Consider the following 13,555-nt stretch of genomic DNA (forward strand, 5'->3'; position numbering starts at 1 on the left):
GCACATTTCGCCTCTTTCGCGCCAAATGCGCCATGCAGGATGCGCCATTTGGCCCGCCGGCACAGGCAGGAAACGCGCAAACTCGCACGCACACCCAGGCGACCACGCACCCAGCCACCCCAACCCCTTGCTTTCCACACCAGCAAGTGACACACTTGCACATATGGAAAACAACAACATCTCAAAGGAAGAGGCACGCGCCGCCCTCGAGCAGGTGGACGGGATCGAGCAAAGCGCCCGCAAGCCTCCCACACCGACGTGGGCCTACGCCATCCTCGGCACCAGTTTCGGCGTCACGATCGCCGGCACGATCATCGGCTGGAAGTACTGGTGGGTGTTGTTCCTGCTCATCGTCGTCGCCTGCATCGCGCTCGCCATCTGGGACAACAACCGTAACGTGCGCCCGAGCATGAAGCAGCCGCTACAGGAAGACCCGAAGCCGAACTGGGCCTCCGCACTTGCTCCAATGCTCGTCTTTCCGCTGACCTGGTTGGTCCCCGAGGGCAGTGTGGTCGGCGGGACCATCGCCGGCGTAATCACGGCGGTCATATTCACGGCCGTCATGATCCACGAAAGCAGGAACCGATGAGCGCCCCTAAAATCGACCCTGTTATTCACCCCCTGGCGCGGCTGAAGATCTGTGCGGCGTTGTACCACGGCGGTGCCGTCGAGAAGCAAACGTCCCGGCACGAGATGCGCTTCAGCTCGCTGCGGGACCAAATAGACCTGTCAGATTCAGCGTTGTCGAAGCAGTTGGACCGGCTCGAGGAGCACGGTTACGTCACGCGCTTTCGCGAGTACGGCTCATCCCGGGCGAAGGACACCGTGTGGGTCACGCTGACGGCGACGGGCGCGGAGGCGTTCGAGCGCCACACGGCGGCGCTGCGCGAGATCGCGGACGGGTAGATTCGGACGCATGAGTTTTCCAGGACCTTCCACCCAATCGTTCGCGCTGATCACCGGCGCGAGCCAAGGCATCGGCGAGGCCATCGCGCGCGACTTGGCGAAAGGCGGCCACAACCTCATTGTCGTGGCGCGTCGCGAGGAGGTGCTGACCTCGCTTGCCGACGACCTCGCCTCCGCCCACGGCGTCAACGTCGAAGTCTTCGCGGCGGATCTGTCGAAGGAACGTGACGTGACGGCGCTGCTCGACCACATCCGAAAGCGCCGGATCGACATTTGCGTCAACTCGGCCGGCATCGCCTCGTTCGGCCCGTTTATGCAGCAGGACTGGGACTACGAGACAAACCAGTTCAATCTCAACGCCACGGCGGTGTTCCGCATCACCAAGGCGGTGCTGGATCAGATGGTGCCGCGCGGCGAGGGCGCGCTGTGCAACGTCGGTTCCGCGGCCGGCAACCTGCCGATTCCGAACAACGCCACCTACGTGTTCACCAAGGCGGGCGTCAACCAGTTCACGGAGGCGCTGCACTACGAACTTAAAGGTTCCGGCGTAAACGTCACGCTGCTCGCCCCCGGCCCGGTGCGCGAGGCGCACATTCCGGAGGAGGAGCAGTCGATTGTGGACAAGGTAGTGCCCGATTTTCTGTGGACCACCTACGAGTCCTGCGCCGCCGACACGCTCAAAGCGATGCGCAAGAACCGGCGTCGCGTGGTGCCGGGCCCGCTGAGCAAGGCCATGGATGTTGTGTCGACATACGCCCCGCGCGGGTTGCTCCCGCCGATCATGGGCAAGTTCTACGCCAAGATGGGAGAGGAATAGATGGAAATCGCAGCCAAGGACAACCGCATTGTCTGGGTTGATCTTGAGATGACGGGTCTGGATCCGGCCCGCCACGTCATCGTCGAGGTTGCGGCGCTGGTCACCGACGCGGAGCTCAACATTATCGACGACGGCGTGGACCTGGTCGTCCACGCCACCGACGACGACCTGCAGCGCATGGACGACTTTGTCACCCAGATGCACTCCGAAAACGGCTTGTTGGACGATATCAAGGCGTCCACGGTCAGTATCCGAGAGGCTGAGGATGCGGTGCTGGCGCTCGTCGATAAGCACTGCGATCCTGCGCACCCGGCGCCGCTGGCGGGCAACTCGATCGCCACGGACCGGGCGTTTATCCGGGCGCACATGCCGCGTCTCGACGACGCCCTGCACTACCGCATGATCGACGTGTCCACCGTCAAGGAGCTGTCGCGACGCTGGTTCCCGCGCGCATACTTCAAGCAGCCGGAGAAGGGCATGGCACACAGGGCGCTGGCGGACATCGTGGAATCGATCCGCGAGTTGGACTACTACCGCCGCGCCGTGTTCGTGGACTCCCCCGGCCCGGATTCCGATGCGGCCGCGAAGGCTGCGGCCGGCGCGACCGAGACCTACCAGCGGTTTTTGTAAACTTCCGGTGAACGGCTAAGGTGTATCCCGCTGCAAAAAACAGCGATGGTGGCTGTAGTTCAGCTGGTAGAGCACCAGGTTGTGATCCTGGGTGTCGCGGGTTCGAGTCCCGTCAGCCACCCCAAAGAATAGCCGCTGACCTCGAGAAATGAGGTCAGGGGCTAACTCTTTCTTCGGCTAAAAGCTCGGCAACTACGCTTTAGATCGTGAAACACGGGTTAAGGGTCAAAATGTGTGTCTGGCGTCGGCGTGTCGTGGGGTTAGATGTGGCCTTTTTGGATGCCGATTGAGTGTGTGTAGTTGGTGTCGATAGCGTTGTCGTAGAGGGCTGGTCGTCCGGTTTCGTGGTCGGCTTGGTTCTCGTTGTGGGGTCAGGGTGGATACTTTGGCGAGTTGGTCTTGGCCCCAGTTGGACTGCCTGGCGATCTCAACCGGGTCGTCAGGCAGTTCCGCCTTGAGGTAGAGCCACCACTCCAGCATCCGGCGCTGGTGCTCCCCGGATCTGCCGCGGTGGGTGCGGGCAAGCAGTTTCAGCTGGGCGTTGATCCCGCCTTCAAGACTGTTCGTGGTCGATTTGATCCGGCTGGAATCGAGCACACCATCGGGTGGGTCGAGATAGACGAACAGTAGGTTGTTGCGTCAGAGGTGGTTGAGGCTGTTGTAGGCCTTGCGGGTGCGTTCATGCGTCCACGACCAGCTGCGTTGTTTCGTACAACGGTCGGTGGTCCACGTTTTCTGGTTCATCCAGTCGCGGTAGACGTTGCCGTATTCGTGGAGCTTGGCACCCCACGCGGCCGCCTCGTCAAGATCGGTGATCTTTGTGAGGTTGAGCGCGAGTTGGTAGATCGCCCGTCCCTCATCGGTGCGCGGGCGTGAGGTGGTGTAGCGGCGTACCACGCGTTGGGCGTGGACGAGGCAGCGTTGGATCTTGGTTGTGGGCCAGCACGTCTTGATCGCGGTGGCCGCACCTTGGCCACCGTCGATCACGGCGATCAGGGGCGCGGGGATGCGTTCGCACAGTTGCTGGTAGTCGCGCGTGGTTTCGCGTTTGCACCAGTGTCAGGCGATGACGTGATCCAAGGTGGCGGCCACAATGAGACATCCGCCGGCGGTGTAGGTGCCGTCAAGGAAGATCTGGTCGTAGACCCGGCCTTCGTGCCCAATGGTGGGATCGGGCACGTCAATGAGCCAGTACCACGAAAACCGCCGTTTCATGGTGGAGTGGCTGATTCCAGCGTCTTCTGCGAGCGGCCTCAGCGCGGTGGTCGATGTGCAGTGGGCGATGAATTGTTGAAACACCGCTGCGTAGGTGATATCGCTGCGGTTTTTGGTGGTTGACGCACCACAGATCTTGCACCGCCACCGAGTGGTGCCCTTGGATGTTGTTCCGTTGCGTTTCATTTCGCCGCCGCAGTGGCAGCGTGGTTGGTTCCTCGGCATTGAGCCACCACACCACCGGCGCCTACCACAACAACCACGCCACACCGGGGATATACGACCACAACAGCGGATATATGCTTTCGGGGCATATATTTCCGGAAAACACAAAGGTCAGATACCAGAAATCACCAATTCCGGACACACATTTTGACCCTTAACCCTGAAACACGCTCAAGCGTTAGACAGTCAGGGCGACAGTGCGGGTTAAGGGTCAAAATGTGTGTCTGGCGTCGGCGTGTCGTGGGGTTAGATGTGGCCTTTTTGGATGCCGATTGAGTGTGTGTAGTTGGTGTCGATAGCGTTGTCGTAGAGGGCTGGTCGTCCGGTTTCGTGGTCGGCTTGGTTCTCGTTGTGGGGTCAGGGTGGATACTTTGGCGAGTTGGTCTTGGCCCCAGTTGGACTGCCTGGCGATCTCAACCGGGTCGTCAGGCAGTTCCGCCTTGAGGTAGAGCCACCACTCCAGCATCCGGCGCTGGTGCTCCCCGGATCTGCCGCGGTGGGTGCGGGCAAGCAGTTTCAGCTGGGCGTTGATCCCGCCTTCAAGACTGTTCGTGGTCGATTTGATCCGGCTGGAATCGAGCACACCATCGGGTGGGTCGAGATAGACGAACAGTAGGTTGTTGCGTCAGAGGTGGTTGAGGCTGTTGTAGGCCTTGCGGGTGCGTTCATGCGTCCACGACCAGCTGCGTTGTTTCGTACAACGGTCGGTGGTCCACGTTTTCTGGTTCATCCAGTCGCGGTAGACGTTGCCGTATTCGTGGAGCTTGGCACCCCACGCGGCCGCCTCGTCAAGATCGGTGATCTTTGTGAGGTTGAGCGCGAGTTGGTAGATCGCCCGTCCCTCATCGGTGCGCGGGCGTGAGGTGGTGTAGCGCGTACCACGCGTTGGGCGTGGACGAGGCAGCGTTGGATCTTGGTTGTGGGCCAGCACGTCTTGATCGCGGTGGCCGCACCTTGGCCACCGTCGATCACGGCGATCAGGGGCGCGGGGATGCGTTCGCACAGTTGCTGGTAGTAGTCGCGCGTGGTTTCGCGTTTGCACCAGTGTCAGGCGATGACGTGATCCAAGGTGGCGGCCACAATGAGACATCCGCCGGCGGTGTAGGTGCCGTCAAGGAAGATCTGGTCGTAGACCCGGCCTTCGTGCCCAATGGTGGGATCGGGCACGTCAATGAGCCAGTACCACGAAAACCGCCGTTTCATGGTGGAGTGGCTGATTCCAGCGTCTTCTGCGAGCGGCCTCAGCGCGGTGGTCGATGTGCAGTGGGCGATGAATTGTTGAAACACCGCTGCGTAGGTGATATCGCTGCGGTTTTTGGTGGTTGACGCACCACAGATCTTGCACCGCCACCGAGTGGTGCCCTTGGATGTTGTTCCGTTGCGTTTCATTTCGCCGCCGCAGTGGCAGCGTGGTTGGTTCCTCGGCATTGAGCCACCACACCACCGGCGCCTACCACAACAACCACGCCACACCGGGGATATACGACCACAACAGCGGATATATGCTTTCGGGGCATATATTTCCGGAAAACACAAAGGTCAGATACCAGAAATCACCAATTCCGGACACACATTTTGACCCTTAACCCGACAGTGCCCCCGTCTGGGCTTCGCAAGTCGGCGAGCACTGGCGACCAGGGCCCGCCGTCGAGCCGGGGCGCTCTATCGGATCGCCCGCGTCGTCACTACTGGCATCGAACTCTCGGACGAAGAACTGCTGACTGCCCCGGTCTATTAGCAGGCACCTGTTACCGCAGTAACCGTCACGGTCGGGTGAGTCAGCCTGCAAACGCTAGCTAGCTGAACGGCTCGCATCAGTATAGGATCTCAAAAAGAGCTAACAGCTCTTTTCCTAGAAACCGGGCTACATGCATGAACCCGGTACCCCTACTGAGCAGGAATAACATGTCGCCTCGATCGACCACGGTGGGCAACACCCAGCAGTTTTCAGCGTCCGCAGTTACGAAAGTGCTCAAGCATCTCAACGTCGGAACGAAGAGAGGAGCGCGGGAACGCTGGTTGCAGGCTGTCGCCGCCCGGGTGACGAATCAACGCTCTGGTCTGGCAGCGGAGCTTTGTTCGTTACTTGGGGTCTCTCCGGCAGGGGTAGGTGCTGGCTGATCTTTCCATAGGGGAGATTAGCGTCTGCTACGAGGCACTTCTCGCCAGCCTAGATCCTGCTTCTCGTCGAAGTTCGGGTCAGTACTTCACCCCCGACGATGCTGCCGAGTTCATGGCGAGTCGAGCCAAGGACTTTGGTGAGGGCGTATGGATGGACCCTGCAGCGGCGTAGGCAACCTAGCATGGCATCTCGTTCACCATCAGGAACAGACGGGAAAGTTCGTCCGTGACCAACTCGTGCCATTGACCCGGATCCAGTTGCTCTCAAAACCGCGATAGCGTTGATCGGGGCCGACTTCCTACAGATCTCCGATTCCGCAGGCCTCCATCTGCTTCAGAAGCACTCCGTGCGTCGAGACTTTCTCAGCAGGGCCAAACTGCCCGACCATGATTTCGTCATCGTCAACCCCCCATACGCGAGGTCTGAGTTACGTCACGATTTCATGACGGGACCTGCTAGGGAGAATTTCGCGTACTTCATGGTGAAGATAGCTAAGAACGCCGAAGGCTTCATTGCTGTCACACCCGCTTCCTACGTTTCCGCGCCGAAATTCGGCGTCCTGCGGGAGATCATTGAGGATCATTTCCGAGGTGGAGACGTCTTTGTCTTCGACAACGTCCCCGACACGCTTTTCAGGGGCTACAAGTTCGGGAGCACCAACACATCAAGGACTAACTTTGTTCGGGCGGCTATCACAGTTTGCAGCCCGAACCACGACCGTTGGAGGATCACACCGATCATCCGCTGGCGCTCAGTATCAAGAGCCAGGATGTTCGCCAACTGTAGCTCGCTTCTCTCAGATCTTAAGAAGAGTCGGCGTGGTGAGTGGGCCAAGCTACCTCCCGGACTGGGGCCGTTGGGGGACTGGCTATCGGAAGCTCCTCAGGCCATCGGCGACCTCATCGTCAAGCACGTCACGCCGCACTCTCTCACCGTCGCGCTCACTCCGCGCTACTACATCTCCGCTTCTTTCCGGCCCCTCGACCGGGGGTCGAAAGCAGTGCTTCACTTCAGGACGGCGGAAGACCGCGATATGGCGGCCCTCGTACTCAATTCATCGATTCCGTATATCTGGTGGCGGGCGCTTGACGGTGGCGTCACCTTACCCCGACGTGTGCTCGAGACCACGCCAGTGCCCCGCATCGATGAGCTGGACCAATCTTTGCTGAATGCCCTGCTCCACGACGAGGAGGTATCACTCGTTACCAAAATGAACGCGGGCAAGGTCAACGAGAACATTAAGCGTCTCCGCCACCTCGTCGCCAGACTTAATAAAGCACTGATACCCCCGACTGATCTTGACCTTGACCTGATCTACGCGGAAGATATGTTCAGGTAATCACTACCCCCTCGGTTAGACTTAGGTCTACCCAAACATCGAGGAGTGGACATTGATCAGCAGCGGATCCCTTGAGTTCGACCAGCTCAAGAAACACCTTGACGAATCTCGCAGCGTGAGGCGCGAAGTGGAGTTCGCGTTCTCGGCGCTCTTGTCGGCCGCCAATCCCTCTGACCGAGGTACGCGTTTTCTTTTCGGCAACGGGGCCGAATGGATCCTTGCCGCTGCATCGTGGTCCGCTGGGGTTCTAACCGCCCCGTCGGGCCACAACGCAGACGGCTTTGATCTTGGAGACCTACTCAACAAATCGCGGTCGCTCTGGAGCGTCAAGGCGTCCGCATCGAAATCCTCCAGCTCGATCAGACTGATCAACTTCATGGGTAGCGGCGAGAACGCTGAATGGAAGGAACCCACCGTTTTCGTCTCCCCCTACTACTCGGGTGCGGTATTCATCGACCCGAATAAATGTCCTGAAATCAAAAGGCAGGTCAGAAACGCGACTGATGCTCTGACTCTAACTGGCAAGATCGTCCGAGACTTTGCGGACGAGAATCCTCAGAACAGAATTCGCTTTGATGTGGCTGTGAACCAAGGGGCGGCGAACAACGACCCGTACACGTTCATTAAGTCAATCCTTGACCCCAGCCACTTCCCTCACCTGGCAAAACCGTTTTTGGCCTCGGTCCCGTCGTCCGCGAGCAACCGTGTCGACGACATTCAACGGTTGGTTGAGCTGAGAGACCAGGGGCTCCTCAACAATGAGCAGTTTGCGAAGGCAGTTGACCAGATTGTGCAAAGCTGAGCCCGTCGTCTGCTGTAGGAGCCGCCAGAGCCGCCTCCGGGATCAGGAATGAACACTCACACCTGATCTCGGAGGTTTTCTCATGTCCATCACCCTGTCGCTACCCAACTACGAACTAACCGGGGTCATCCGTCACGACGCCAACTTGCGCATACTGGAGCTCATTGACCCCGACACCGGCGATTCTGAAGTTCTAAGCATCACGCTCCCAGATCACAGTCCAGCCTCTGAGTGCGTCTTCGTCAAGGACTACAGCGAGCACCGGGGCCTCACGGCGGCCCTGATCAGGGTAGGTGTCGGTGTGGTCATCCGAGAGCTCAAGATAGGCTGTTTCCGGTCCCGCGTCATTGAGTTGCGGGTGCTCACGTAGACTCGCCTGCCCACTGCAGTGTGCGCGTGGCGCAGCGCATGAGCAGCTGCGCAGCTCCGGGAGAAAGACTGACTCTGCCCTATCACTCTAGGAGACCGCGATTTCTGCCCCGATCCCTGCCCCGCGTGCCACCACTCTGACCAACCCAGGTCAGTTGATCGCCAACGTTCCTGCCCTCCTCGGCTTCTATCCGCAAGACAGCATCATCTGCACGGTATGAACCACGCCAGGGACCGCGAGTACCGACTCGGCCCCATCCTGCGGGTGGACACGCCCGATGCTGTCCCTCTGACCCTCGAGCTCACGGGCGTGATCGAGCCCACCGACATCGCACTGATCTTCAGTGCGTCACCGATGTCACGGAGGATGTCCAGCAGGCCCTCAGGGTTATTCGCGAGATTGCCGGCCACCTTGTGGAGGGTGTCTGGCACTGCGATCGCATCGAAGAAGGTGAGTCGCTGGAACTACTTCACGGAGACACCGTTCCCGGTGGTCCTGCATGGCGTCACACCGTCATCCCGGCCCTGCATCAGGCGGTGGCACCATCTCGGAGTCGAAGACCAACCGGGCTCACCGGATTCCCATCCTCGATCCCCGGATCAACGCCCACTTCCTCGACCGCCGGCCTGGCGACGAGGACCGGTTTGTGATCGGTAGCCCCACGGACACGAAAAAGGTCTGGGAGGACGGGAACTGTAGGAAATGCGTTGCGGCTACCTACACCGCTTGGTCAACAGAACTGTCCATCCCCTTACTGAAGCATGCACGGACACACCTCTGGCGGACCACGCTCAACGAACTGACCAAAAGCGCGCTGTAGTCCGAGCAGAGGGCCGCCTTTTCGGCCACACCGAGGAAATCAACCGTCAGGCTTACACCGACCGAACCAACTTCGGGGGCATCGCAGCAGCAGCTGGGCCAGTCCTCGTCGGGGCCGAAACTACACTCAAAACTACCCGCAATTTGCGTGTAGTCCAGTGAGTTTCAGTGCGCTCCAGTTGGCTCACCCTATGACCATCATGGCACAGAAATGACCTATTACCTGCCACTACACCCAATCCGCCTGGGGCGCACCACAGCGCGCTATGCATTCTACCCATGATCCTGGGTGTCGCGGGTTCGAGTCCCGTCAGCCACCCCGAAGATACCCCGTAGCCTGTATGGACAGGTTGCGGGGTAATTCTTATTTCCGGTGGGTCACGGAATAGCTGTTGCCGCGAACTCGTTGTGGAGCGCATGTCCACACTGTTTGATTCCCTCGAAGTGGGTCGCATGACCCTGCCAAACCGCATTATCATGGCTCCGCTGACGCGCTCACGCGCGGGACGCGACGGGGTGCCAACCTCGCTGCACAAGACCTACTACTCGCAGCGCGCCTCGGTGGGCCTCATTGTCACCGAAGGCGTCTTCCCCACCGTCAGCCGCCGGACCTTCCCCGGTCAGCCCGGTATCGACACAGCCGAGCAGATTGCCGGGTGGCGCCGCGTCGCCGACGCTGTCCACGAGGCCGGCGGGCACATCTTCATGCAGGTGATGAACGGCGGACGGCTCTCCCACGCCAGCCTGCAGGAAGGCACGGAGCCGGTCGCGCCATCCGCGGTGGCCTCCGGCACTGCGGTCCGGGACTTCGAATCGCGAAAGGATTGCCCGGTCCCCCGCGCGCTGGACGCCGCTGAGCTGCCAGGCATCGTCGACGAGTTCCGCCAGGCCGCCCGAAACGCTATCGACGCGGGCATGGACGGCGTGGAGATCCACGGCGCCAACGGCTACCTGCTGCACCAGTTCCTCTCCCCGAATTCGAACTTGCGTGAGGATGTCTACGGCGGATCCCCGGAAAATCGGTTCCGGCTCGTCGAGGAGATCCTTCGCGCCGTGGCAGATGAAATCGGGGCGGACCGGGTGGCTATCCGCCTGTCGCCGCAGAACAACATTCAAGGTATCGAGGAAATGGACGAGGCGGACGTGCTGGCCACCTACGGCGGGCTGCTCCGCGCTACCGCCGACCTCGGCATCGCCTACGTCTCCATCACGCACGCGGATCCCGCAGGGGAGGTCGTGACCGAGCTGGTCGCACGTGCCCGGGCGAATGGCCGCACGCGCGTGTTCCTCAACAATGGGCGCGGTGAAGAAACCGACCGCGACACGGCCGAGCGGCTGGTGCAGCAGGCGGACGCCGTCGTAGTGGGCCGGCTAGCCATCTCCAACCCGGACTTGGTGCGCCGCTGGAAGGAAGGGCTGCCGGTGACCGCACCGGACGCGTCAACCTTCTACACCGGCGGTGAGAAGGGCTACACCGACTACCCGTTTTACACGGTGAGCTCGCAGCAAAACTAGCGCGTTTACCTACGAGTACAGCTGCTCGCCGTCGCCGCCGGAGCGCTGGTCCCACTCGAGGTTCCAGTAGCCCAGGCCGTCGTACGGAGTCAGGGTGGATCCGGCGGTGTTCTTCACCACCACCGGGTCGCCACGCTTCACAGTGTCCTGGAACCACTGCGCGTCCTCGTAAGAGGCGTTGATGCAGCCGTGCGACTGGTTCTGCGAGCCCATCGCCCACAGCGCCCACGGCGCGGAGTGGACGTAGATGCCGGAGTAGGACAACTGCGTGGCGTAGTCCACGTCGGTGACGTAGCCGCCGGCGTCCAAGCCGAGGCCGAACGTGCGCGAATCCATGGTCAGGTGGGTGTGCTCGTCGCCAACGACGTAGGTGCCGTTCGGGGTGTCGAACTGCCCGTCGGTGCCCAGCGAGATCGGGAACTCCTTGATCAGTTCGTCGTTTTCGTAGACGCGCAGCATCTTGTCGTAGTTGTCCACGACGGTCTCGACCTTGTTGCCGATAGTGAAGGAGATCTCGCTGTCGTCGCCGCCGTAAACGCCCTCGTCGAGTTTGCGGCCATACAGGTCCGCCTTCACCGTGACCTCGGTGCCCGGCTCCCAGTACTCCTTCGGGCGCCAGCGCACCTCGTACGGGTCGAGCCAGAAGAACGCGCCTTCAGTGTCGTTGGAAGTCTCCACCGAGATGCGCTCCTCTATCGCCTTGGTGTCCTCGATGGCGTTGTCGAAGCGGATGGTCACCGCCTGCGCAACGCCGACCTCGGAGCCGTCGAGCGGGCCGAGGTACGCGTTCACTGTCGCCGCGGGCGAGACCGTAGTAAACGACGAGACGACCTTCTGGCCTTCCTTATCACGCGCCTCGATGGTGTATTCGCGGCCGTATCCGAGCGGTTCCGCGGTGGTCCATTCGGTGTTGTCGTCGTTGAACTCGGATTCGACCTCGCGGCCTTCCTCGTTGGTCATGGTCACGGATTCCAGCCCAGCCTCCGCGCTCACCGTCACCGGCTCGCCCGGCTCGACGTCGGTCGCGCCGTTGGTCACGGACACCTTCGGCGGGCGCGCGCTTTCCGACGTCTCCACCTCCGTCGTTTCCGCAACCTGTTCCAACTGGTTGCTCTGTGCCGGCGAGCAGGCGACGATCATCGACCCCGCAGCCAGCACCGCCATCATCGCAGTACAGCGGCGAACCGCGCGAAGGTGAAGCACGACGAACCCCTAAACATCTCGAATGTTTTTCTTAAACGCCATTACTTTAACCGGTATCGGCACAAAAACCACTATCTCTATTCACCGCGTTTCTGCACTCGCTTAACGACGACAAAATCCGCCCCTCACCTGCCGATTTCACGCATTGGCAACCCGCTGCTAATGTAATGACCCGTTGCAGCGAGCAACAACAACCAAATTAGCGCCATTAGCTCAATTGGCAGAGCAACTGACTCTTAATCAGTGGGTTCGGGGTTCGATTCCCTGATGGCGCACAAAACTTCAAGCCCCTGACCGGAACCCCCGGCTAGGGGCTTTAACTCTTGCTTAGCGCGCCTGAGAGTAGGCTGACAGTTATGAACACTGCGCTTCTTATCGTCGATGTCCAGAACGACTTCTGCCCCGGCGGCAGCCTTGCAACCGCCCGCGGGGATGAAGTGGCGTCGAAAATCGCGGAATTGATTAAGTCCTCCGACAACCGCACCCGGGAGTACTCGCACGTGCTGGCGACGCAGGACTGGCACATCGATCCGGGTGAGCACTTCTCGGACGATCCGGATTTCGTGGATACGTGGCCCGTGCACTGTGTGGCCAACTCGCACGGCTCGCAGATGCGCGGCCCCGTGGACACTTCGCTTATCGACGAGTTCTTCCGCAAGGGCGAGTACTCCGCCGCCTACTCGGGGTTCGAGGGGGTCTCGCCGAGCGGCGTCGGGCTGGCTGACTGGTTGCGCGACAACGAGGTCCGCGAGTTGGACGTGTGCGGTATCGCGACCGACTTCTGCGTGCGGGCGACGGTGCTCGACGCACTGAAGGAGGGCTTCAAGGTTCGCGTGCTACGCAGCATGTGCTCGCCAGTGGACGATAAAAGCGGTGCCGACGCCCTGCAGGAGATGCAGGACGCCGGCGCGGAGATTATCTAACTACTTCGTCGGGTTGTAGCCCAGGATCTCTTCCATCTCGCCCATTTCGGCGGTTTGGACCTCGATCATTTCCTTGGCCATCTCGCGAAGCGGCTCGTAGGCGCCGCCGTCCACCTCGCCCTGCGTCATCTTGATCACGTGCGCGTGGTGGAAGTGCATCATTTCGAGGAATGCGGTGCGCAGGTCGTCGCCACGCAACTGCGTAAACTCCTCCATCTGCTCAGGCGGGAACATGCCGTTGGCAATGTGCTTGGAGTGAGCGGCCATATCCTTATCGATGCCCCACTCGTCGGCCCACGCGTTCATCTGCTCGTTTTCGCGCTCCTGGCCGTCCTTGATGCGCTGAGCGAGGTCGCGCACCTGCGCATCGTCGACGTCAGAATCCAGCAGCACGTCCGACATGTCGATCGCCTGCTGGTGGTGCGGCACCATCATGCCCAGGAAGTGGACGTCAGCGCCGTTGTACTCGGCGTCCGCGGACGTCGACGTTGCGGCGGTCTCTTCCTCCTGCGTGAACGCGGCGCGTATCGACGGCCCCGCCACCGTCAACACCAGCGCAATCGCGGCAATGACGGCGAGCGCGATCCACAGCGGCTTCTTATTGTCGCGCATCTGCTCGAGTTCGTGGTCGTTCTGATCGTGAACCATTGATACTCCCTTTCGGTCTTA

13 protein-coding genes, 2 tRNA genes and 2 pseudogenes are annotated in these 13,555 nt (G+C 60.7%); 13 read left to right on the top strand and 4 right to left on the bottom strand.

The window, feature by feature from the left end; translation table 11 throughout:
• The first annotated feature begins 163 nt into the window (after positions 1-163).
• The 5 genes from IAU68_RS09175 (at position 164) to IAU68_RS09195 (ending at position 2,477) form a co-directional block, all read left to right on the top strand.
• Positions 164-589 carry a hypothetical protein gene (locus IAU68_RS09175; RefSeq protein WP_171192988.1) on the top strand — a complete coding sequence of 142 codons (426 nt, stop codon included), beginning with the start codon at positions 164-166 and terminating at the stop codon, positions 587-589.
• On the top strand, positions 586-906 hold the full coding sequence (locus tag IAU68_RS09180) for a transcriptional regulator (protein ID WP_171192989.1): 321 nt from the start codon (positions 586-588) through the stop codon (positions 904-906). Before IAU68_RS09175 ends, IAU68_RS09180 begins: the two co-directional genes overlap by 4 nt.
• 10 nt (positions 907-916) lie before the next feature.
• A complete protein-coding gene (gene cmrA, locus IAU68_RS09185; protein ID WP_171192990.1) occupies positions 917-1,723 on the top strand; it encodes a mycolate reductase in 807 nt (268 codons plus the stop codon).
• Positions 1,724-2,353 carry an oligoribonuclease gene (orn, locus tag IAU68_RS09190; RefSeq protein ID WP_171192991.1) on the top strand — a complete coding sequence of 210 codons (630 nt, stop codon included), beginning with the start codon at positions 1,724-1,726 and terminating at the stop codon, positions 2,351-2,353.
• Between the two features lie 48 nt (positions 2,354-2,401).
• Positions 2,402-2,477, top strand: a tRNA-His gene (locus IAU68_RS09195).
• A gap of 136 nt (positions 2,478-2,613) precedes the next feature.
• On the opposite strand, the pseudogene IAU68_RS09200 reads toward IAU68_RS09195, so the two are convergent.
• Together IAU68_RS09200 and IAU68_RS09205 are read right to left on the bottom strand one after the other, a co-directional pair.
• Positions 2,614-3,793 (bottom strand): annotated as a pseudogene (locus tag IAU68_RS09200) (IS1249 family transposase).
• Between the two features lie 246 nt (positions 3,794-4,039).
• Positions 4,040-5,221 (bottom strand): annotated as a pseudogene (locus IAU68_RS09205) (IS1249 family transposase).
• Between the two features lie 682 nt (positions 5,222-5,903).
• On the opposite strand from IAU68_RS09205, the gene IAU68_RS11620 reads away from it, so the two are divergent.
• From IAU68_RS11620 to IAU68_RS09235, 6 genes are all read left to right on the top strand, one after another.
• Entirely contained in the window at positions 5,904-6,086 is a 183-nt protein-coding gene (locus tag IAU68_RS11620; protein ID WP_171194663.1) for an N-6 DNA methylase, read from the top strand.
• Between the two features lie 271 nt (positions 6,087-6,357).
• Entirely contained in the window at positions 6,358-7,254 is an 897-nt protein-coding gene (locus IAU68_RS09215) for a hypothetical protein (protein WP_171194662.1), read from the top strand.
• A gap of 52 nt (positions 7,255-7,306) precedes the next feature.
• A complete protein-coding gene (locus IAU68_RS09220) occupies positions 7,307-8,056 on the top strand; it encodes a hypothetical protein (RefSeq protein WP_171194661.1) in 750 nt (249 codons plus the stop codon).
• 82 nt (positions 8,057-8,138) lie between these two features.
• On the top strand, positions 8,139-8,426 hold the full coding sequence (locus tag IAU68_RS09225; RefSeq protein ID WP_171194660.1) for a hypothetical protein: 288 nt from the start codon (positions 8,139-8,141) through the stop codon (positions 8,424-8,426).
• A 136-nt stretch (positions 8,427-8,562) separates the two neighbouring features.
• Positions 8,563-8,646 (top strand): DUF4192 family protein, encoded by an 84-nt coding sequence (locus IAU68_RS11625; protein WP_202880323.1) that lies wholly within the window; start codon positions 8,563-8,565, stop codon positions 8,644-8,646.
• Positions 8,647-9,662: 1,016 nt separating this feature from the next.
• Positions 9,663-10,760 carry an alkene reductase gene (locus IAU68_RS09235; protein WP_171194659.1) on the top strand — a complete coding sequence of 366 codons (1,098 nt, stop codon included), beginning with the start codon at positions 9,663-9,665 and terminating at the stop codon, positions 10,758-10,760.
• Positions 10,761-10,769: 9 nt separating this feature from the next.
• Here IAU68_RS09235 and IAU68_RS09240 read toward each other — a convergent pair whose 3' ends face one another.
• The gene (locus tag IAU68_RS09240; RefSeq protein ID WP_407928729.1) at positions 10,770-11,924 is read right to left on the bottom strand and encodes a L,D-transpeptidase; all 1,155 of its coding nucleotides are present in this window, start codon (positions 11,922-11,924) and stop codon (positions 10,770-10,772) included.
• A gap of 241 nt (positions 11,925-12,165) precedes the next feature.
• Between IAU68_RS09240 and IAU68_RS09245 the strand changes: the two genes are divergently transcribed.
• Positions 12,166-12,238: transfer RNA gene (locus tag IAU68_RS09245), tRNA-Lys, on the top strand.
• A gap of 81 nt (positions 12,239-12,319) precedes the next feature.
• Positions 12,320-12,886 (top strand): nicotinamidase, encoded by a 567-nt coding sequence (locus tag IAU68_RS09250; RefSeq protein ID WP_171194658.1) that lies wholly within the window; start codon positions 12,320-12,322, stop codon positions 12,884-12,886.
• Here IAU68_RS09250 and IAU68_RS09255 read toward each other — a convergent pair whose 3' ends face one another.
• Entirely contained in the window at positions 12,887-13,534 is a 648-nt protein-coding gene (locus tag IAU68_RS09255) for a DUF305 domain-containing protein (protein ID WP_231699015.1), read from the bottom strand.
• Positions 13,535-13,555: the final 21 nt, after the last annotated feature.

The sequence above is a fragment of the Corynebacterium lujinxingii genome (assembly GCF_014490555.1).
GTDB classification, from domain to species: Bacteria; Actinomycetota; Actinomycetes; order Mycobacteriales; family Mycobacteriaceae; genus Corynebacterium; species Corynebacterium lujinxingii.